Source organism: Bacillus sp. GBSW19 (assembly GCF_002998655.1).
GTDB lineage: Bacteria > Bacillota > Bacilli > Bacillales > Bacillaceae > Bacillus.
In genome coordinates, this window is the sequence record NZ_PVRF01000002.1 from 133,535 (window position 1) to 154,074 (window position 20,540).

At 43.3% G+C, this 20,540-nt stretch carries 21 protein-coding genes and 1 pseudogene; 6 read left to right on the forward strand and 16 right to left on the reverse strand.

The window, feature by feature from the left end; genetic code table 11:
* The first annotated feature begins 214 nt into the window (after positions 1–214).
* Positions 215–1,282, forward strand: a complete 1,068-nt coding sequence (locus tag C6344_RS10485; protein ID WP_060597234.1) for an NAD(P)/FAD-dependent oxidoreductase — start codon at positions 215–217, stop codon at positions 1,280–1,282.
* Positions 1,283–1,333: 51 nt separating this feature from the next.
* On the opposite strand, the gene C6344_RS10490 is transcribed toward C6344_RS10485, so the two are convergent.
* Both C6344_RS10490 and C6344_RS10495 read right to left on the reverse strand, forming a co-directional pair.
* Complete coding sequence (locus C6344_RS10490; RefSeq protein ID WP_058013767.1) at positions 1,334–1,564, reverse strand: hypothetical protein; 231 nt, start codon at positions 1,562–1,564, stop codon at positions 1,334–1,336.
* A gap of 99 nt (positions 1,565–1,663) precedes the next feature.
* The gene (locus tag C6344_RS10495; protein WP_106072931.1) at positions 1,664–1,993 is read right to left on the reverse strand and encodes a YuzD family protein; all 330 of its coding nucleotides are present in this window, start codon (positions 1,991–1,993) and stop codon (positions 1,664–1,666) included.
* A gap of 121 nt (positions 1,994–2,114) precedes the next feature.
* Here C6344_RS10495 and C6344_RS10500 point away from each other — a divergent pair.
* Positions 2,115–2,414, forward strand: a pseudogene (locus tag C6344_RS10500) (NifU family protein).
* A 49-nt stretch (positions 2,415–2,463) separates the two neighbouring features.
* Here the strand turns inward: C6344_RS10500 and C6344_RS10505 are convergent.
* The 6 genes from C6344_RS10505 to yutH all read right to left on the reverse strand — a co-directional run bounded on the left by C6344_RS10505 (position 2,464) and on the right by yutH (position 10,336).
* Positions 2,464–4,434, reverse strand: a complete 1,971-nt coding sequence (locus C6344_RS10505) for an alpha/beta hydrolase family protein (protein ID WP_066030451.1) — start codon at positions 4,432–4,434, stop codon at positions 2,464–2,466.
* A 304-nt stretch (positions 4,435–4,738) separates the two neighbouring features.
* Positions 4,739–5,671 (reverse strand): homoserine kinase, encoded by a 933-nt coding sequence (thrB, locus tag C6344_RS10510; RefSeq protein WP_066030450.1) that lies wholly within the window; start codon positions 5,669–5,671, stop codon positions 4,739–4,741.
* Entirely contained in the window at positions 5,668–6,729 is a 1,062-nt protein-coding gene (gene thrC, locus C6344_RS10515) for a threonine synthase (protein ID WP_066030449.1), read from the reverse strand. The genes thrB and thrC overlap by 4 nt, the downstream gene beginning before the upstream one ends.
* On the reverse strand, positions 6,729–8,030 hold the full coding sequence (locus tag C6344_RS10520; protein WP_034659873.1) for a homoserine dehydrogenase: 1,302 nt from the start codon (positions 8,028–8,030) through the stop codon (positions 6,729–6,731). Before C6344_RS10520 ends, thrC begins: the two co-directional genes overlap by 1 nt.
* A gap of 208 nt (positions 8,031–8,238) precedes the next feature.
* Positions 8,239–9,222, reverse strand: coding sequence for a 2-hydroxyacid dehydrogenase (locus tag C6344_RS10530; protein WP_106048239.1), 984 nt, complete (start codon positions 9,220–9,222; stop codon positions 8,239–8,241).
* An 85-nt stretch (positions 9,223–9,307) separates the two neighbouring features.
* Entirely contained in the window at positions 9,308–10,336 is a 1,029-nt protein-coding gene (yutH, locus tag C6344_RS10535; RefSeq protein WP_106036542.1) for a spore coat putative kinase YutH, read from the reverse strand.
* 115 nt (positions 10,337–10,451) lie between these two features.
* Here yutH and C6344_RS10540 point away from each other — a divergent pair, with 115 nt between their 5' ends.
* Positions 10,452–10,952 (forward strand): phosphatidylglycerophosphatase A family protein, encoded by a 501-nt coding sequence (locus C6344_RS10540; RefSeq protein WP_060597240.1) that lies wholly within the window; start codon positions 10,452–10,454, stop codon positions 10,950–10,952.
* A 42-nt stretch (positions 10,953–10,994) separates the two neighbouring features.
* Here C6344_RS10540 and C6344_RS10545 read toward each other — a convergent pair whose 3' ends face one another.
* From C6344_RS10545 to C6344_RS10555, 3 genes are read right to left on the reverse strand one after another with little or no spacing between them, the layout of a single operon-like run.
* Entirely contained in the window at positions 10,995–11,768 is a 774-nt protein-coding gene (locus tag C6344_RS10545; protein WP_106036583.1) for a TIGR01457 family HAD-type hydrolase, read from the reverse strand.
* An 18-nt stretch (positions 11,769–11,786) separates the two neighbouring features.
* Positions 11,787–12,221 (reverse strand): DUF86 domain-containing protein, encoded by a 435-nt coding sequence (locus tag C6344_RS10550; RefSeq protein ID WP_034659878.1) that lies wholly within the window; start codon positions 12,219–12,221, stop codon positions 11,787–11,789.
* A 19-nt stretch (positions 12,222–12,240) separates the two neighbouring features.
* A complete protein-coding gene (locus C6344_RS10555; protein ID WP_008346837.1) occupies positions 12,241–12,516 on the reverse strand; it encodes a YutD family protein in 276 nt (91 codons plus the stop codon).
* Positions 12,517–12,636: 120 nt separating this feature from the next.
* On the opposite strand from C6344_RS10555, the gene C6344_RS10560 reads away from it, so the two are divergent.
* Complete coding sequence (locus C6344_RS10560) at positions 12,637–13,272, forward strand: YhcN/YlaJ family sporulation lipoprotein (RefSeq protein ID WP_034659879.1); 636 nt, start codon at positions 12,637–12,639, stop codon at positions 13,270–13,272.
* 39 nt (positions 13,273–13,311) lie between these two features.
* On the opposite strand, the gene lipA is transcribed toward C6344_RS10560, so the two are convergent.
* A complete protein-coding gene (gene lipA, locus C6344_RS10565) occupies positions 13,312–14,208 on the reverse strand; it encodes a lipoyl synthase (protein WP_034660686.1) in 897 nt (298 codons plus the stop codon).
* A gap of 291 nt (positions 14,209–14,499) precedes the next feature.
* Between lipA and C6344_RS10570 the strand changes: the two genes are divergently transcribed.
* Positions 14,500–15,480, forward strand: a complete 981-nt coding sequence (locus tag C6344_RS10570) for a M23 family metallopeptidase (RefSeq protein ID WP_066030446.1) — start codon at positions 14,500–14,502, stop codon at positions 15,478–15,480.
* 35 nt (positions 15,481–15,515) lie between these two features.
* On the opposite strand, the gene yunB is transcribed toward C6344_RS10570, so the two are convergent.
* The 4 genes from yunB to C6344_RS10590 form a co-directional block, all read right to left on the reverse strand.
* The gene (gene yunB / locus C6344_RS10575) at positions 15,516–16,280 is read right to left on the reverse strand and encodes a sporulation protein YunB (RefSeq protein WP_034282711.1); all 765 of its coding nucleotides are present in this window, start codon (positions 16,278–16,280) and stop codon (positions 15,516–15,518) included.
* Between the two features lie 76 nt (positions 16,281–16,356).
* Positions 16,357–16,662: a YunC family protein gene (locus C6344_RS10580; RefSeq protein WP_106036541.1), complete on the reverse strand. Its 306-nt coding sequence runs from the start codon at positions 16,660–16,662 to the stop codon at positions 16,357–16,359.
* A 67-nt stretch (positions 16,663–16,729) separates the two neighbouring features.
* On the reverse strand, positions 16,730–18,103 hold the full coding sequence (locus tag C6344_RS10585; RefSeq protein WP_106036540.1) for a bifunctional metallophosphatase/5'-nucleotidase: 1,374 nt from the start codon (positions 18,101–18,103) through the stop codon (positions 16,730–16,732).
* A gap of 61 nt (positions 18,104–18,164) precedes the next feature.
* Positions 18,165–19,016 (reverse strand): DUF72 domain-containing protein, encoded by an 852-nt coding sequence (locus C6344_RS10590; protein ID WP_034659883.1) that lies wholly within the window; start codon positions 19,014–19,016, stop codon positions 18,165–18,167.
* Positions 19,017–19,337: 321 nt separating this feature from the next.
* On the opposite strand from C6344_RS10590, the gene C6344_RS10595 reads away from it, so the two are divergent.
* Positions 19,338–20,498, forward strand: coding sequence for a PucR family transcriptional regulator (locus C6344_RS10595; RefSeq protein WP_060597245.1), 1,161 nt, complete (start codon positions 19,338–19,340; stop codon positions 20,496–20,498).
* Positions 20,499–20,540: the final 42 nt, after the last annotated feature.

The following is a 20,540-nucleotide window of genomic DNA, read 5'->3' on the forward strand; positions in this document are numbered from 1 at the left end:
CTTCTATTAGTCAAAACATGAGCTTCATCTGTATCGTTACGCCTATTCCTCGTAAAATGTTTTACTATTTAGGACTAACTAATGAATATGTAGGTTATTTTGAAACAATTATTGTGGTTTCACAGTAAATTCGATATAATTTTATTTGGTATTTTAACTTAAAGTTTTTTAGTATAAGTGTTTTTCAATGTCTACGGGGAAAAGGAGAATCGTCATGAAAAATTTAGTCTTGATCGGCGGAGGTTACGGGAATATGCGGGTTCTCCACCGCTTATTGCCAAATCAATTACCTGATGATGTTACTATCACATTAGTTGATCGAAATCCTTACCACTGTTTAAAAACAGAATATTATGCACTCGCTGCTGGAACAATCTCTGATCATCACATCCGAGTATCTTTTCCAGAGCATCCGAAGCTGGATATTCAATATGGGGAAGTAGAAAAAATTGATATTGAAAACAAACAGATCTTATTCAGCGACCGTGAACCCATTCCTTATGACGACACGGTGATTGGACTCGGCTGTGAGGACAAGTATCATAATGTCCCTGGTGCGAAAGAACATACATACAGTATTCAAACCATTGATCAGTCAAGACATACGTATAACAAATTAAACAATTTGGGTGCAGGTGCAACGGTTGGTATCGTCGGTGCTGGACTTAGCGGGGTAGAGCTAGCCAGTGAATTAAGAGAAAGCCGTGCTGATTTAAACATTATTCTTTTTGACCGCGGAGAGCTGATTCTATCAAGCTTCCCAAAAAGATTAAGTTTATATGTGCAAAAGTGGTTTGAAGAAAATGACGTAAAGATCATTAACTGTGCCAATATTACGAAGGTTGAAGAAGGTGTTGTTTACAACCATGATGACGCCATTGAAGCAGAGGTCATCGTATGGACAGCAGGCATTCAGCCAAGCAAAGTGGTACGGGAGATGGATGTTGAAAAAGACGCACAAGGCCGCGTCGTATTAACACCTCATCACAATCTCCCTGGAAATGAGCATGTCTATGTCGTGGGTGATTGCGCAAGCTTGCCGCATGCCCCAAGTGCACAGCTTGCCGAGGCGCAGGCAGAACAAATTGTCCAATCTCTGCAAAAACGCTGGAAAAACGAGCCGCTTCCTGAGGCTTATCCTCAGTTTAAGCTAAAAGGTGTCTTAGGATCTTTAGGGAAAAAAGCCGGCTTTGGCTTAGTAGCAGATCGTCCACTTATTGGCCGTGTACCAAGACTTCTAAAATCCGGACTCCTTTGGATGTACAAGCATCACAATGGCTAACATCATGTGAATTTTTTCTCAAAGCTCCTTCATGACGAGGGAGCTTTTTTTCTATGAAACGGCATGTGCCGATGAACGGGTCAATTTAATCGGAGCAAGGGCAAGGATGCAGTCTTTACGAAAGGTTCTCATCGTTTTCTTCGATAAACAATACGCTTGGATGAGCTGGTCTGTTTGACGGTGGACAATGATTTTACGCTTCGTGCACTCTCCGTTTTTCTTCATATAAATCATCTCAATTGGTATTTGCTGATGAAGAGATTGTTTCAGTAAATAATTCATGATGCTCACGCTCCTTTCATTTGATTATAATCGAACAAACGTTCTTTTTCAACCCAAAAGGAACGTTTGTTCTATTTGTTTTCTCAAAAAAAGAACAGTTTATTCACTGCTCTCCGTGTAACCGTATTTCTCCATTTCTTGATAAATGTCTTTTAATTTTGGATTGCCCTCTCCAACAATTTGATCCTCCACTAAGACAAGCGGATAAAAGAATTCATCATCAAGAATTCGTTCAGACAATTCTTTTTGGTGTTCGTTTTCTGGCGGGTGCTCAATATCAATATATGTGATACGAAACGGCTGATTCGGATATTTTCGTTTTAACGCTGCATCTAACCACTCAAATGTGTCTTTTGAAGAAGGCAGATTCACGCAGCTAGCGCACAGTACATCTCTTCCATATACATAAAGATCAATGGTTTGATTCATTTGGCAAGCCCCCTATTCTTTCTTTATTTTAGCTGAATTTTCTGTATGAAAAAAGTCAAAATCACTTTTTGTTTCAAGATGAGATTGTGCTATAATGAGAAGGAAACTTTGAAACCAATCAATAGATTTTTATCGTCCAGATGAATATAATGGTGATATGTTGTGAAAGGAGCGATTATATCTAATGACTGAAGTCGAAATGAAAGACCAAGTACAGGAAGTACTGGACAAACTTCGTCCATTTCTATTACGTGATGGTGGAGACTGTGAGCTTGTAGACATTGAAGATGGCATTGTGAAATTACGTCTTCTTGGTGCATGCGGCAGCTGCCCAAGTTCAACCATTACATTGAAAGCCGGTATTGAGCGCGCATTATTAGAAGAAGTGCCTGGCGTTGTAGAAGTTGAACAGGTTTTCTAATTCATATATGACATGAAAACGACCCGAATTCGGGTCGTTTTTTTCATTATTAACTTAACTTCTCTCTAAACCAGTCCTTCATAAAGGTCAGTCTTTGAATACGCTGCCCCGGATGGCCACTTCTGGATAAATCATGAGATGCCTTCGGGAATTTGACGAGCCTTGTGTCTTTCCCAAGCTCCTTCAGTGCTACAAAAAGTTGTTCTGCTTGATCAACTGGGCAGCGATAGTCTTCATCGCTGTGCAAGATGAGAAGCGGCGTCTTCACCTGCTTCACATACTTTAGCGGCGAACGATCCCATAGCTTATCGGCCGAATCATAAATATCCCCATCAATCTGCCATCTTGTGAAGTAATAACCGATGTCACTAATGCCATAAAAGCTAATCCAGTTTGAAATGGACCGCTGTGTGACGGCTGCGCGAAAGCGGTCGGTTTGCCCGACAATCCAGTTTGTCATAAAACCTCCATAGCTGCCGCCTGTTACTCCGAGCCTCGTTTCATCAAGTAAATCATAGGCTTTGAGCACATGATCAACAGCCTGCATGACATCCTTATAATCAACGCCACCATAGCTTCCTCTCACACGGTCGCTAAACATCTGTCCGTATCCATGACTGCCATGAGGATTGATATATACGATGGCATAGCCTTCAGCAGCGAGCATTTGAAATTCATGAAAATACGTATAACCATACATCGCATGCGGTCCACCATGAATCTCTAAAATGAGAGGATATTTCTTCCCGTCTTCCATTTGGGAAGGCTTCATAAACCAGCCATGCACCTCATCACCTTCTTTTGACTGAAACGAAAATGGCTCTGGTACCGATAGGACATGCTCCTTAAGAAAGGTGTCATGCTCGAACGTGATTTGCTTTAGATCCGCCTCCCCTAATGTCAGCTCATACAGCTCACTTGGTGAAACGTGCGTAAGCCGGCTGAGCAGCAATTTGGATTCATCTGGATGAAGGCTGAAGTTTGTAATATGTTCTGCCTCTAATCGAACTGGATAGGCTAAGCCTTCAACGGAGAAATAATAAATCCCTGTACTGCCTTGATCAGAAACAAGCGCATAAAACCCCTGGCTATCCTTTGTCCACTGCGGAAGCTGATTGGCTTCGCCCATGACGCTATCTCCTGCCATACAGTTGCCCACATACATATCGAGCATTTCTGACAGCTGAACTACTTTTTCTTCCTTCAGATCATACAGCCATAATGCTGGGAAGGTAGCATTTTGAAATTCGCGCTCATGTCCGATATACACGAGGCTCTCTCCATTTGGAGAAAAAGACACGGTGGAATAAGCGCCAGCTGATTGTGTGATTTTCTTTGTCGTACTGTCCTCTAATGACAGGAGGCACACGTCACTTATGTAAGGTATCTGAGGATTTGATTGAATATAGGCAAGCCATTTCCCGCACGGAGAGACCGTGTGACTCACATGATGATGCTGCCCGCTCGTGACAGCCTCTACCTCTCCTGAGTGGGTATCCACTTGAATGATCTGCGTGAAACGCCCATCTAAATAACCTCTGCCATCTGCTTTATAGGTCAAATCATCATATACCGCAGGAGCGAAATCATCTCGCTCTTCCTTTTTTTCATCATGAACAGATTCTGATTGTTTCAGTGACACAGCCGCATAAATGAAAGCTCCATCTGGTGAAAAGACAGGATGAGATACCCCGTATGGAATCGCCGTTAAGGTGCGCACACCGCCTCCCTGACTCTGAATCAGTGCCAGCTGAGGAACTTCCTTTGGCTTTTGCAAAATAAAAGCAAGCTGCCTGCTGTCTTTTGACCACACTGGCTGATGATGCTTTCCATCCTCAAATGTCCATTGTGACAGCTCCTCTGTCTCTTCATCTCGAACCCATAAATGGATGTTGTAATCATCTTTTTTCTCATTCACCGTGACTTTTGTAAAAACCGCCTTTTTTCCATCTGGTGAATAAACCGGATGAGAAACAGAAACAATCTTCGTTAAATCTTCTGCCGTCATCAATTTCTTCATGAATGTATCTCCCCCTTTTACGCATAAAAAATAGTTCGATCCTCTAAATAATAATCCCTGCTTCTTCCTATAAAAACAAGGATAAAAAAAGAACGTGCAGATTTACAGCACGTTCTCAGATTATTGAAAAAGGGCTAAAATGATCTTTATTTTAGCTCTTTTTCTTCTTTTCAGCGTGATAGAAAACCTTTGCAGTCTAGGAAGGACGAGTACTGGCACGGAGCGAATTTGACATTCGTGAGCACCAGCACGCAGGACTGACACCGAATGCGAGGGTTTGTCTACACGCTGGTAACGTGCATTTTTACAGCACGTTCTTTACTTGATTGACAGGATCATGCTCCACGACAACACCTTCTACCGGTACCGTCAGCAAATCTACTTCGCAATGCGGGAAGTTTTGGGCAAGCTGTTCTAACAGCGCTTCTCCCTTCCCTTTTTCAACTAAGGTTAAGATCGTCGGTCCAGCACCGCTTAATGCCGTTCCATACGCTCCTTTTAGCGAAGCGACATGCTCTACCTTCGACAGCTCTGGGACGAGCATTGTGCGGTAAGGCTGATGAAATAAATCCTTATTCATCATTTCTCCAACAAGCGGCCAGTTTTGCGTCATTAATGCCGCTACAAGCACGTTGCTCACAGCACTCGCACTGACAGCATGTTTATAGGAAAGATCCTCTGGCAGGACATCACGGGCATCCTTTGTCAGCACTTCATAAAAAGGAATCACGACGACAACATCTATATCCACATGCTGCACTTTGACGGCATGTGTCTGGTCTTCTTCATGAAGACCAATCAGTAAACCGCCGAATAAAGAAGCACCCGCATTATCTGGATGACCTTCTACCTCACTTGCAAAAAAGAGCTTTTGATCATCTGTCATATTTAATTCGAGAAGCTGATTGGCCAGCTCAATGGCTGCTACAATTGCAGCAGCACTGCTTCCCAGCCCCCGTGCCAATGGAATATCACTCCACACTTTGACATAAACAGGCGGGAGTGTTTTTCCAAAGTGATCTGCGACCTTTTTGGCTGTTTGATAAATTAGGTTGTCGGTGCCTGATGGAATCCCGGACACGACATCTGTTTCTGCTTCAAACAGCCAGCTATCATGGTCATAGACCGATAGCTTTAAATAGCGGCTGAGCGCCATTCCAACTGAATCAAAGCCTGGTCCTAAATTGGCAGTGCTTCCCGGTACTGTGATTGTAAAAAGCATGGAGGCTTTACTCATACGCGCGCGGCCTTTTCTAAGTGTTCAAGAATTTGATCTTCATCTGCATCGAGTGTGACCGGCTTGATTTGTGAAATATCAATTGCCGTATTTGGATCTTTCAATCCGTTGCCTGTTAATACCGCAACAACTTTACTGCCTGGCTTGATTTCTCCGGATTTCACCTGCTTTAGCACACCTGCGATAGACGCACAAGAGCCCGGTTCTGCAAACACGCCTTCTTCACGTGCAATCAATTGATATGCATGAAGAATTTCCTCGTCAGTCACTTCATCAATCTTTCCGTTTGATTCATCTGCGGCTGCCACAGCTTGCTTCCAGCTCGCTGGATTTCCGATACGGATGGCAGTTGCCACTGTTTCTGGCTGTTCAATCACTTCATTTCGTACGATTGCTGCTGCACCTTCTGCTTCAAAGCCGCGCATGACTGGCAGTCCAGTTCCTTTTTTCTCATGGTATTCCTTGAAGCCTTTCCAGTAGGCGGTGATGTTCCCTGCATTTCCAACAGGAATCGCCAGTACGTCCGGGGCCGAGCCTAGCTGCTCACAGATTTCAAATGCCGCAGTTTTTTGTCCTTCAATTCGGTACGGATTGACAGAGTTAACAAGAGCAATCGGCGCTTTTTCACAGATGCTGCGGACGATTTTCAGCGCATCATCAAAGTTGCCGTCAATCGCAATGATCTCTGCTCCGTACATCACAGCCTGTGCAAGCTTCCCGAAGGCAATTTTCCCGTCTGGAATGATGACGATACATTTCATATCAGCACGGGCTGCATAAGCCGCTGCCGCCGCAGAGGTATTCCCTGTCGAAGCACACATGATCGTATCATTGCCTTCTTCTTTTGCCTTTGCAACAGCCATGACCATTCCACGATCCTTGAAAGAGCCTGTTGGATTGACGCCTTCTGTTTTCACATGAAGCTCAACCCCCAGCTTTTCCGAAAGTTTGGCAAGGTGGATCAGCGGTGTATTCCCTTCATTTAATGTTAGTTTTGGTGTTGATTCGTTTACTGGTAAGAATTCTTGGAATTCCTCAATAAGTCCATTCCACTTCATCAGCTTAAACCGTTCCCTTCTACTCGGTACGTGCTCTTCACTTGAACCACCACGTCGAGATCGTTTAATTTTTGCAGGATATTTGAGAAATCTTCTTCTGAGGTCCGGTGTGTAATAATCACAATTTCAGCCAGCTCATCATGCCCTTTCACAGGAAGCTGAAGGATCTTTTCAAAGCTGATGCCTCTTTCAGAAAAAATAGATGTAATGCGGGAGAATGCCCCGACTTGATCTCTGACATGAATTCTTAAGAATTGCTGAGCAAATACTTCCGATGGCGATTTGATCTTTTTCTCAAACTGCGGTGCGATAAATCCGCTTCCGTTCACGCCAAGGCGCATGTTTTTCATCACTGCGACTAAGTCTGATACAACAGCGGTTGCCGTTGGCAGGCTTCCAGCTCCAGGTCCGTAAAACATCGTTTCCCCTACAGCACTCCCATAGACATACACCGCATTGAATTCATTGTTGACCGATGATAACGGATGGTGATCAGGGAGTAAAGTTGGCTGGACACTGACTTCTACCTTTTCTCCGTCCCGCTGGGCAATTCCGATCAGCTTCATTGTGTAGCCAAATCGTTTACTGAAATTAATGTCTTCATCAGACACGTCAGAGATGCCTCTGACCTTTACATCCTCTAATTCCACATTCATGGAAAAGCCGAGTCTTGCAAGAATCGCCATTTTCCTTGCTGCATCAAGTCCTTCTACATCAGCTGTCGGGTCTGCTTCTGCAAAGCCAAGATCCTGCGCTTCTTTTAAGACATCTTCATATGCGCTTTTATCGACGTTCATTTTCGTTAAAATAAAATTCGTTGTACCGTTCACAATCCCCATCATCTTCGTAATTCGGTCAGAGGCCAATCCTTCCTCCAGCGTACGCAGAATCGGAATTCCTCCGGCTACACTTGCTTCATAATAAAGATCACAGCCATTTTCTTTCGCAACATGTAAAAGCTCTGTTCCGTAAAGCGCCATTAAATCTTTATTGGCTGTAATGACATGCTTCTTCTCATTTAACGCATCTATTAAATATTGTTTTGTCTCTTCAATGCCGCCCATCACTTCAATAATGACGTCGACCTCTGGATCTCTAATCACATCGTATACTTCAGTTGTGAAGACCTCTCTTGCCACATCCACATCTCTCTTTTTATCGGGATTGCTCACAAGCACTTTTTGTATTAATACCGGACAGCCGATCTGGTGCATTAATTTATCCTGGTGATCTTGGATAATCTTGACGACACCGCTCCCCACTGTTCCTAATCCTAATAGTCCAACTCGAATTGCCTTCACCTGAAATTCCACCTTTCTCCGTCAATGTCCTCTCTAAAAAGACATTTGTTAACCTAACACAGACATTCAATGTACACACATTATAAAGGGGTATCCTCATTTTGACAAGGTAATAAAATAAGAGATTGTCAGAATGAAACCGCTTAACAGCTATTTATATCAAGATTCTATATTTTCAAAATATTTTTGTCAGAAAAGCTCCCGAAACTCAGGGAGCCTTATATGATGAACGAACCGGCGTTTTGGCTTGCTGACCTTGTAAGACAAGCGCAATATTTTCAGCACACAAACGCATCATTGTTTTTCTCGTTTCGACACTTGCACTTCCAATATGAGGGAGAACCGTGACGTTAGGTAATGTTGTTAACGGATGAGACGGGCTGACAGGTTCCTGTCTAAATACATCCAGACCGGCTCCGGCAATTTTTCCTGTCGTGACCGCCTCATATAAAGCATCCTCATCCACAGTCTGTCCTCTTGATACATTAATAAAATAGGCTGAGTTCTTCATCAGATCAAATGCTTTTTCATTAAACATGTCTTTTGTTTCCGGGGTTAAAGGGGTAAGACAGACGATGAAATCAGACTGCGTAAGCAGTTCCTCAAATGGCGCATAAGTCACGCCGAGCTGCGCTTCTGCCTCTGGCTTTCTTGACCGGTTATGGTACAGCACCTTCATGTCAAAGCCTGCTGCCCGCTTGGCAAGCGCTGTTCCGATGCTGCCCATGCCAACAATTCCAAGGGTTTTGTGATGAATATCAGCGCCGGCAAGAAGAAGAGGCCCCCAGCCTGTCCAATTTCCTTCCTTAATCCAATCACTCGCCTCGACAATCCGTCTGGCTGACGCCATCAGAAGGGCAAAGGCTAAATCAGCCGTGGATTCTGTTAATACATCCGGTGTATGACAAATAGTGATATTGCGCTTTTCAGCGGCCTCAAGATCAATATTGTCATAGCCAACAGCAAGGTTTGCGATCACCTTAACATTTGGAGTTTTTGATAAAAGGGCTTCATCTACTTGATCTGACAGCATGGTGAGAAGCGCATCCGCTTGAGCTGCTTGTTTTTCTAATTCTTCTCTTGGACATGGCTCATCCTCGCTCGGCCACATCTCAATATGAGCGACTTCTTTTAATGGTGTAAGTGATGCTTCATCCAGCTTTCTTGTGATATAGACATAAGGTTTCGGCAAGAAGAACACTCCTTTGATTGATTTCTTTAAGCATAACGAAAAACGCCTCAAGAGAAAAGAGACGTTTCATCTGTTCACTGAAACTTCAAATCCCTGGACCTGTGATCCAGCCAACTGACGGTATCGGGCTCTCGCCGCTTCGCATGGCACTCATTTCTTGAAAGACCTTCAGAAAGTATTCATAGCGATTGGCATCATTTAGGACGTAATCTAACCGCTCTTCATAATATGATTTTTCATTTTCTCCTGACATGTAGTAGCCTTCCACAATTTCAAAATAATGAAGCGGGAACAACAAGCGGCTGTATAACAAACGCTTAGAAAAGGAAGAAAGAGGTGTCACCTGCTCATATTGCTGAAGAAAGGAGAAGCCTTCTTCAATTAAATCTTCCTTATGCTGGACAAAGGTTTCTCTTAAGTATTCGGCAATATCCCGGGTTGGATGATCAAAGACCCAATCTACAGGTAAACGAAGCGGCTGCTCATGCGGCCAAGTCCTCCGCGAAAAACGCTGGTGGCAGACAGTGCCTGAGTCACATTCCTTCGGTTCATCATCAAGCTCAGTATCCACTAAATATTGAATGGCATTTTCCGTTAATCCAAGATAATACGGAAAGGATTCGATGAATTTTTTTTCAAACTGTTCCAGTGGTTTTTGGTGCATTTGCTGCATCCAAAAGCCTTCAAGCTGATCTAACCGTTTTGCCCACAATTCCTTCCAGGCTCCCACACGTTTTGTTTCAGATACCTCATATGGAAACCCTCTTCCCCTGACATGAAAGGCCGCCAGCTCTGACGCCTGCTGGAACGAGCGGCTTGAGATCGGCGGTGCTGCCTTTAATAAAGCATACAGTTCCTTTCCATGAGTAAAGGTGGGCTTCTCTTCATTTGTTAATTCAAACACAGCGACGTATGGGTCTCCGGCATTCAGTAAATACTGACTGATATGATACAGCTCTGTGAGTTCTTCTTCTCGCAAATGAGACACAGGGACAATGATGAAGAGAGTCTCTGACGTTTGAAAGCTCTGATAACTGCCATATGGCATAAATTGACGCACATCAATACCAAATGTGTGATAAATGGTTTCTTTCATGTTTTCACCTGCGTTCATATGATCGATCTCTTATCATATCGTAGTCGCAGGTTGAGGGATTTATGAATACTATTTACTATCCGAAGCTTTTTACACGTTGTGGACCAAATTACGAGGATTGGGTGAGGAATATATGCCGCATCATCATGAGATGAACGAAGTAGAAAAAACAGCAAGACGCCGTCTACAAGAACGAGGCGTATCCATTCAAGATATAGCAGACCTTGTCTACTTTTTACAGGAAAAATATCATCCTGGCTTAGACATGACAGAATGCATCCACAATGTGGAGCGTGTCATCGCAAAACGAGAAGTCCAAAATGCGATATTAACAGGCGTCGAACTAGACGTACTAGCCGAGCAAAAAAAGCTAACCGAGCCGCTTCAGTCCATTTTAGAAACAGACGAAAGCCTGTATGGTGTTGATGAAATTCTATCCTTTGCTATCGTCAATATTTATGGTTCGATCGGCTTTACGAATTACGGATATATCGATAAAGAAAAACCAGGGATTCTCGGGAAACTCAATGATAAATCCACAGGCGAGTGCCACACCTTTTTAGATGACATTGTCGGCGCCATTGCTGCTGCAGCATCAAGCAGGCTTGCACATAGTACGAGAAATGCGGAATAAAGCAAAAAAGAGGACGCGCGCGTAACGCTTGTCCTCTTTTTTTTATGATAATCGCTCAATCCACTCGGATAATGAATCAATGACATAGGTTGGCTGTTTGTCATACTTCTGAAGCAGCTCTTTTGTTGTCACGCCTGTATGAACGAGTAATGTGTCCATTCCTGCATTCATCCCTGCCATAATATCCGTATCATAGTTATCACCCACCATAAGCGTCTCAGACAGATCGGTCCCGAGCACCCTCATCGCTTGTTCCATGATGATGGATTCTGGCTTCCCGATAAATGTTGGCTTGACCGTAGTAGTGACAGTCAATACAGATGTTAAAGAGCCGTTGCCTGGCAGAAGTCCTCTTTCTGTTGGAATGGCAATATCACCATTTGTTGAGACAAATTGTGCGCCTTGACGAATGGCAATCGCACCTACTGCGAATTTTTCATATGTAATGTCTCGGTCAATTCCAACAACAACGAAATCAGCGTCTTCCTGACCGAACATTAGCCCTTTTTCTTCAATGGCCTGCTTGATTCCTTCTTCACCGATAACGTAAACAGACGCGTCTTTCTTTTGCTCGGCAATATAATTGGCTGTCGCCATACTTGTTGTAAAGACTTGTTCTTCAGTTGCTGGAATATCGAATGAAACAAGCTTGTCTGCTACCTGCTTCGGCGTGCGTGACGAGTTATTCGTGACAAACAAGTAAGGAATGTTTAGCTCATTTAACTTTTGAACAAATTGACCTGCTTCTTCGATCTTTTCTGTTCCTTTATACATTGTTCCGTCTAAATCAATTAAGTAGCCTTTGTATTTCATGATGCTCACAACTCCAATGGATTATTTAAACGCTGATACTGGGCCAAGCTCCTGCTCCAAGTAGGTACGGATGCGGCTTGGGAAAACCTCTAGCGCATGCTCAACCTCGCTGATCACCTGCAGCAAGTCGTGATGAACCACTTCCTGGTATTGCTGCACAAGTGTTTTACGGCACGAGACAAGCTTTTTCAGCTGACTGCCTTCCTCTTCGGGTACAACCTTTTCATCAACAAGAATATCCATGATGTCATCATAGCTTCCTGGATCACGCATAATAAAGCCATCAATCATATCATTTCCCGTATCAAGAATACATTCGACGAGCAAATGAACAATTCGTTCCAGCGCTTTTTTCTCTAGTGGACTTGTCCATGTTTGATGACTGCGCATCAACTCATATTGCTCCTCGAAAAAACGTAATGTCTCTTCAATTTTTTTTCTGTCTACGAAATACATCATGACGCTCCCCTTTGCGTTATTTTCTGATTCGTTTTAAGACAAAATAGGCACAGCCAAAATTACAGTATTCATAAATGTATTCATCAAGTGTGCTGATTTTTGTATCAAATGTGGCCTTTTGGTTTTGGTCATCAAAGAACCCCTTCAGTCTCAGCTGATTGTAGCCCCAGTCCCCCACAATATAATCGTACTTATTTAAAATATCTGAGTACCTTGCTTTAAACGCTTCTTCATCAAAACCGTCTTTAATCTCTCTTACAAGATCAAAAGTAGCATTCTGAATGACGATCATCTTCTCACCTCTTTTTAAACGATCCATCTTTAATGATAATTCATTGGAAGAACTCCATCAATTGCTAAAGCATGTTTTTTCCGATTTAGCCGAAGCTAAAGAAAAAAGGAGGTCACATTTATGAAGAAACAACTGACAGCCGCGATTCTCCTCAGCATGCTTTTAGGCGGGTGCGGCTTTCAATCAGGTATGAACCGGCAAGTGGATGAAGATTCTTCAAGTAAAACCATCCGTCTATCGGATCGTCATGAAGGAAATAATTCCAACATGCCAGAAGCAGACACAAACAGAGCAGGATATGTTCGTTATCAGCGCCAGCAAGTAACGGATCAGAAAGAAAGAACACCTGCTTTAAATCGCGAGCATCTTGCCCACGTCATTACAAGTTTAACTGTGCAGCTCCCAAACATCAAAGATGCAGCCACACTTGTGACAGATGAGGATGCACTGATTGTATATCGAACAGGAAACAAAAACCGGGATGAATCTGCCGATCAAGTAAAGAAAACGGCGGTTTCTGTTCTCCCTCGTTATTATCATGTATACGTCTCTGATAATCCAGAGCACTTTCAATCCATTGCCAATTTTTCACGTCTTCAAACCAATTCACGTGATTTTGATCAAATATTAACCAAAACGATTCAACAAATGAAATATTCCCCTCAAGGTGGAGATATTTCTACGAAAGAAGATGCAAATGGTATGACGAATTCTGACCGTACCATGAGAAGAAACGCCCCTTACGGCCAAAATTAATATGAGAAAAAACGCCAGAGATCTCTGGCGTTTTCTTTGTTATGCTTGCGCCTGACGCTTTTTAGACGCTTCGTTTACTTGTTCATCTGCATGGTAGGAAGAGCGCACAAGCGGTCCAGCTTCACAATGGCTAAAGCCTTTTGACATCGCAATTTCTTTCAGCTCTGCAAACTCATCCGGATGGTAGTATTTTTGAACTTTCAAATGCTTTTTCGAAGGTTGTAAATACTGACCAATCGCCATAATATCCACGTTGCTCGCAAGAAGATCATCCATGACTTCAATGATTTCTTCCTTCGTTTCACCTAGTCCAATCATAATGCTTGATTTCGTTGGAATGTCGGGCTGCATTTCTTTTGCGCGGCGCAAGAATTCTAATGAACGATCATATGTAGCACGTGCACGAACCCTTGGCGTTAATCTGCGAACTGTTTCAATATTGTGATTTAAAATATCAGGACGTGTGTCCATTAACGTCTTCAAATTATCGTAATTGCCGCCCATGTCTGAAGGGAGAACTTCAATTGTCGTGAATGGACTTTTTCTTCTAATGGCACGAACGGTTTCAGCAAACACACCTGCTCCGCCATCCTTTTGATCATCCCTTGCAACCGCTGTTATGACAGCGTGCTTTAAGTTCATTAAGGCTACTGAATCTGCCACGCGTTCTGGCTCTTGCAGGTCAAGCTCAGTTGGAAGTCCTGTTTTCACCGCACAGAAACGGCATGCGCGCGTACAAACAGATCCAAGGATCATAAATGTAGCGGTTCTTCTCACCGCCCAGCATTCATGGATATTCGGACATTTTGCTTCCTCACAAACGGTATTCAGGTTGTTTTCCCGCATCATTTTTTTCAAACCGGTATAGTTTTCATTCGTATTCAGCTTAATTTTAAGCCAGTCCGGTTTTCTTACGTGCTCTTCCTTCTTTGCCAATTCCATCATCTCCATATGAATTCGTTAAAGGTGCATCTACAAAAATCTTCCTGCTATATACGATGGATGCAGCTAAGAAGCTGCAAAAAATTGAATCTTCGGCCTAAAGCCTTTTCTTTAGACACTTTAACATAGTACAGATTGAACAACAAGGGAATGAGCTGCAAAAATACCCAAAAGCCTCCTAAAAAAATCAGAAGAAAATTACTAACATTTTCTTCTTATGAAATAGGATGATCTAACCACACTAAACGGTAGAAGACGATGCTTGATGAAAGGAGATGGACGTTTATGAAAGTGGTTTTAGCCATCATGATCGCTCTTTCAATGCTTCCTTTACCTGTTCATGCACAAGGGGAAGGCAAGCAGCCAGATGTACTGAAGCAGCGAATGGCACTATACGAAAAAGTCGCCATCACGACACAAGTTCCATGGTATGTACTTGCTGCGGTTGATCAGTATGAGCACAATATTCGAAAAAGCAGAAGAGATTTACCGAAACAAAAAGGCATCATTGGTATCTACATTCCCCGGGAAATGTGGATCGGCCCTGAAAACCCGAATAAGCAGGATACCTCTCCTTTAAGCATTAAAGTGTTTGATGGAATTGGACTTGATGGAAACGGGGATGGAAAAGCGAACAGCGATGACGATGAGGATGTATTATTCACGTTTGCTCAATACTTGCTTCATTACGGCAGCAGCATTGATCAATTAAAAATTGCTTTATGGGACTATTATGGCCGAGATCAAACCGTTGGAATCATTTCATCTTTTATGAAGCTATATCAGCACTATGGCCATCTTGACCTCGGAAAGCATGCTTTCCCTCTTCCGGTTGGAGCTGACTACAGCTACCGGAGCACATGGGGAGATGCAAGAGGATTTGGAGGCAGAAGAATTCACGAGGGCACGGATTTATTTGCCCATTATGGACTTCCCGTTCGTGCGACATCGTATGGCGTGATTGAAATGAAAGGCTGGAACCGCTTTGGCGGCTGGCGGATTGGTATTCGAGATATTCATAATCATTATCATTACTTCGCTCATTTAAATGGCTTTGCAAAAGGACTCAAAACAGGTCAAATTGTTGAACCCGGACAGGTCATTGGATCTGTCGGAAGCTCCGGTTATGGCCCCCCAGGCACAGCAGGAAAATTTCCGCCGCATCTTCACTATGGCATGTATAAAGACAACGGCAGAACTGAATGGTCATTTGATCCATACCCTCATTTAAGGGCGTGGGAAAGAGCTGAGCGGAAACGCAAATAAAAAAACAGCCCAATCATTCCTTGGGCTGTTTTTCATTATTCTTTCTTCTCCTTTTTCTCTGGGAGAACAATCGATGGAGCGCCTGAGTTTGTTCCACTGCCGTTATAATAATCTGGTACGTCCCCTTGAACGGCTTGTATGGAGACGGGAACTGAGTTCTTGACCACGATTGTTTCAGATGCAAACGGGATGATGACTCTCACCTTGACCTCGATCAGAACACTAATATCAATCAAGGCATTGTTGATGCCATAGGGCTTAATATTTTTTTCAACGTCCGTATGCGGGTCACCAATGACACTAAAGCGTACAGGCACTTTTGGCCCTAGATTGGCGATGAGTGCATTTCCGGACGCTTGCCCAAGCGGAATGTTATATATAATGCCGTCATGTCCATCTGTTTGATCCTTTAACGCTTCTTTTGCCTCTTTTTGAAAGTTCCCCTTTTCAATGTCCTCTAAATTTTTTTGAAGATGACGTGACAGATCAGCCATTGCTTTCGATGTTGCCTGCGCATTAAAATCGATGGTCGTTACTTTTCCGTTCTCACTTGTATTCATGACCACCATATCCTTCATATTCTCCTGATCGTCTGCAAAGTCTTGAACAGAATATTGAATCAGATGATTGGCGATACGCTCTGTTTCTAGTTCAGCAATGTGAATAAGGGTTGGTTTAATTGAACGGTTAATAAAAAATAGACTAATGACGGTTGAGAGTACAAAGAATAAGATTGCAAGCAGCATGACGTATCGAAATGGCAAAGGGCCCTTTTTATAGGGGCGATAACGGCGGTTCATTCTCAATAAAAAATCCCCCCTTCTCCACTACAAGTGTATGCAGACAGGCGGGGGGATAGGAATCATCTATCCATTTTTATTTCACCATTTTTAATAATGCGTCTCTTCCATTGGTTCCAACTGTAATGCCTAGCGCTTCTGCGGCGTATGTCACAGATTCTAAAGGGGCATCAAGCAATTGCTCAATGGTCCTCACACCAACTGCTCTCCCTGCGATAATTCCTCTATCTGCAAGCTTTTCATTTAAGAGCCCGACATCCAGTGCACCGCACATAATATACCCATGTTCATTTGTCACCGCCATAAAATTCGTCTTCGGCAGTTTGACGGTGACGGCTGTAAAGGAATGTCCATCAATTTTAATAGGTGTTAAATTCACCAAATCCCTTCACTCCTCTCATCACAATCTATGTGACAAGAGGGCGAGTGTTGTTAGGCTAAAGCGGATTTCATGTGGTTTCCTTCAGGCGCCAAGTAAGCACATCACGTAAAAATTCCGGCATGAAATATTCAATGTGTTCATGGTCACGGATATGAGGAAATAGAGAGCCTAATGTATACATATCGACTGTGCCAACCGTATAGGAAGCGTCCTTTTTGATCAATTGATCATGTACAAAGACATCCTTTACCCGTTTGGTTTCGCCTTCTTCTACTGTAAAGGTGAGGCCGCTATACAGCATTTTCCCCATCAGCTCACCTCTAAAGCCGAAGCCCTTGATGCGCAGCTGTTCCATTTTTTCTTCACAGGCACGCCGAACGGTTTCGATGAGCTGTTGACCGGTAAGCGTCACCCGAATGGGATTAATGGGATGCGGGCAGATTCGGTGGACTTCTTCTCTTGTCACGATTCCTGCCTCTAATGAATCAAGCACCATACCTGCATTCATCATGCCGATATCTGCCCCGCACCAATCTTTAATGGCATCTGTTAAGAGCTGCGGAAGCGGGGATTCATCAAACCACTTCGTTTCTAACCTTGACTCAATCGCTGTTACTTTTTCCTGCATGAGGGCTTTGGCTCTTCTTTCTGCTTGCTGTAAGGTAGTGATGGCTTCATCTGATTCACTGATCAGCTGATCCACTGACTGCACCGTTGCTTTTTTCTCGATCAGCTCTTTGCGCGCTATGTCAATTGTCAGCTCGACACAGCCAATATAATGCCCATACTTTTCAGCGCATGCAAGCAGCACCCCATTGTTCATTTCACCCTGTTCTAACAAATGATGCGTGTGCGAGCCTAGGATGATGTCGATGTCAGGGAAATCACGGGCGACCTCCCGATCATGGATGATACCAAGATGGGATAAGAGCACAATGACATCCGCCTGTCCCTTCACTTCCTGCAGCATGACCCGTATGCTGTCAAACGGATCTGTAATGTCCCAGCCCAGCTTTTCATAGACGGGTGTATACGCAATGGTCACGCCTAAGAGACATATTTTCAGTCCGTTTTCCATTTGGATCATATGATAGGGCTTTGCCCACGATGGCCTTTTGCCTTTCTCAAATAAATTAGACAGGACCACTGGAAATTGTGCATGCTCGTACAATTGATCCAGCTGATCATGAGGCAGCGTAATGCCTTCATTATTCCCAATCGTGACCCCGTTATAGCCAAGCTGATTGAGGAGCTTGACGTTTACCTTTCCATAATCAGCTTCTGACACAAGGTTCACTCGGTCCATATGGTCGCCAATATCAAACAAGAGCATCTGATCGTGAACTTGACGCTTTTCTTCAATATAAGCTGCGATTTTTGGCCAGTTCTCAAAGTGGCTGTGCAAGTCGTTTGTATGATATAACCATAGCTTCTGCAGCATGTTGATCTCTCCCTCAAGTTGTCACTGAACCGTCATTCAGGTTGAAAGCCGCAGCTCTCAATTAACTAAATAAATCTAACTGCTTCGGAGAAAGGCTTGAATACGTAATATCCAGCAAATCAATCATCTGCTGGCCATTCGCCGCTGCATCTCCGCCGGAGTTATTATTAAACACGACATAGACATCTTTTGATTGCTGATGCAGAATGTCGAGATTCTTTTTCCACTCTTTTAATTCAGCTTCATTATATAAATATAAGTATCGCACTTCACGCCAATTCTCATGGTCTGCTGGGTGAAGCCAGCCCTGTTTATTTCTTCCGTGAAAACGGACCAATGTTTTATCACGGTGCGTAGCTTGTATGACTGGCGGAATGGAGCCTTCTCCAACTTGCGGCTCATCACAAACAGAATGAATCCATCCTTCTTTTTCCATAAAGGACAAGGTCTGCTCATAAAATTCATCTGAGAACCATGTGCGGTTACGGAATTCGAGGGCACATGGAATGTCACCCATCTTCTCTTTACACCATCTTAAATAGTGGACGTGCTCTTTTTTGCAATCAAACCATGGTGGAAATTGAAACAGAACCATGGCTAGTTTCCCTTCACGAATGAGCGGAGTCAATGAAAGAATAAATGCGTCAAACATCTCTTCCTTCGAAGCAAACGGAATTTCGCCCCTCTGATGCCCGGTCATTCCTTGATATGCTTTCACGACAAATTGAAAGGTATCTGGCGTATCCTTGATCCACTTTTCATGATTACGCTCAGGCTGAACCGCATAAAAGCTGGCATCCAGCTCCACAATGGGAAACGTTGATGAATAGTGAAACAGCTTTTGAGCGCTGCCGATTTTCGGCGGATAAAGACTGTCATGGTCTCCCCAGCCAGTTAATCCGATATAAATCATGTTTCTCACCTCTTGCCACTCTCATGTATAGACGGCTTCCTCACATGAATGCCTTTTTCTCTTGTGATACCCATATTTCTGAAAGAAATTCTTCTGTCTACAACATATCATATTTGCCCGTAATTCTGAATGAAGATGACTGACGGTACGTGATTTTGTCCTGACGCTCTGTTTGTTTGTGATATTAGTTGACAACTTTCTATCTAAAATGATTTGAGCTGATAACATAAATTGCATATCAGAGAAGTTACCAGTGATTGTCCATTTATTTATTCATCTTCACCAAGAGCTTTAGTTCTCAATAAAGGAGACTTAGTGGATATGAACATAGACGATAACCAGTTTGAAGCATTGCAAAAAATCGCCGAAAGGATTCTCAAGCCTGTCTATTTGTGTAACCAGCATGGACGTATTCTCTGCAACTCGCACACCATGATCACGAGCCCAGATTGGATTCGCATTCTCCCCTTTTTCCAAAGAAGGACACCCCATTATTTTTCGATGATATATGCGAAGCAAACCTTTTCCGTCTTTCCGATTGATCTAACCGAACAAACATGTGAGTATGTGGTCATCCCTTCCTTCATTCCTCCGCTGGATGAAACACTGCAAGTCTTCATTGCACAAGCAGTAAACGAAATCTCAATTGCGCGAATGAGACAATATACTGCCCAGCAAACGGCCAAGCGTGCCAGAAATGAAGGGTTTCGCAGATGGATAGAGGGTGCATCGTATTCTCAGCAAGACGCTGCATACATTGCGAAGACGTTTGGATTAAACGTAGAAAACAGCTATCTATGTATGATCTGTCAGCTTGATCATTGTCATGAAACCACTCATTTTTTGAACCAGCAGCTGATGTTAGATCAAGTCGTTGATCTACTTGACAGCGCACTTCCAAGCTCTCCTTTTCCTTCCTTTCTGTTTGTCAAAGGTGATATGGGCATTGTATTAATGGAAGAGACAGGAAGTTGGTCAGAGATGAGTGGCAGACTCCTCTCTTTTTTGAAACAGTTGCAGATGCTCGTTAGCATACAAGCGAATCACACCATTTCCTTTGGCGTGAGCTTGACTAGTTGTCGCATCACCCATCTGTCTGAGGGCTACAGTGAAGCATTAGAGGCTCTTCAAGCCGGACATCTCTCGTCGCAGGCGGAATATATTCAGTTCTATCAGGCAAAGGATGTGCCAGATTTATTGAAGCTTATTCCAAGAAAGGATTTAGTCACGTTTCACCAGATGCACCTTCACCCGTTATATGAAGCTGGTCAAAACCTCCTCCACACCTTATCTGTCTATTTAGAAACGCATTGCCACATTTCAGAAACAGCGAAACGTTTGTCTATTCATCGCAACACGGTCATTTATCGATTGGAGAAGTGTGAGGAGCTGCTTCGGATCAGCTTAAAAGACCCTGAAGCCACATTAAGGCTGCGCTTAGCATTACGTATTCAGATGCTTCTCTCACACCATCCTGATTGAATGTTTTCTGCCGAAGCTTCATATAGTTTGGAGGAGAAAAGT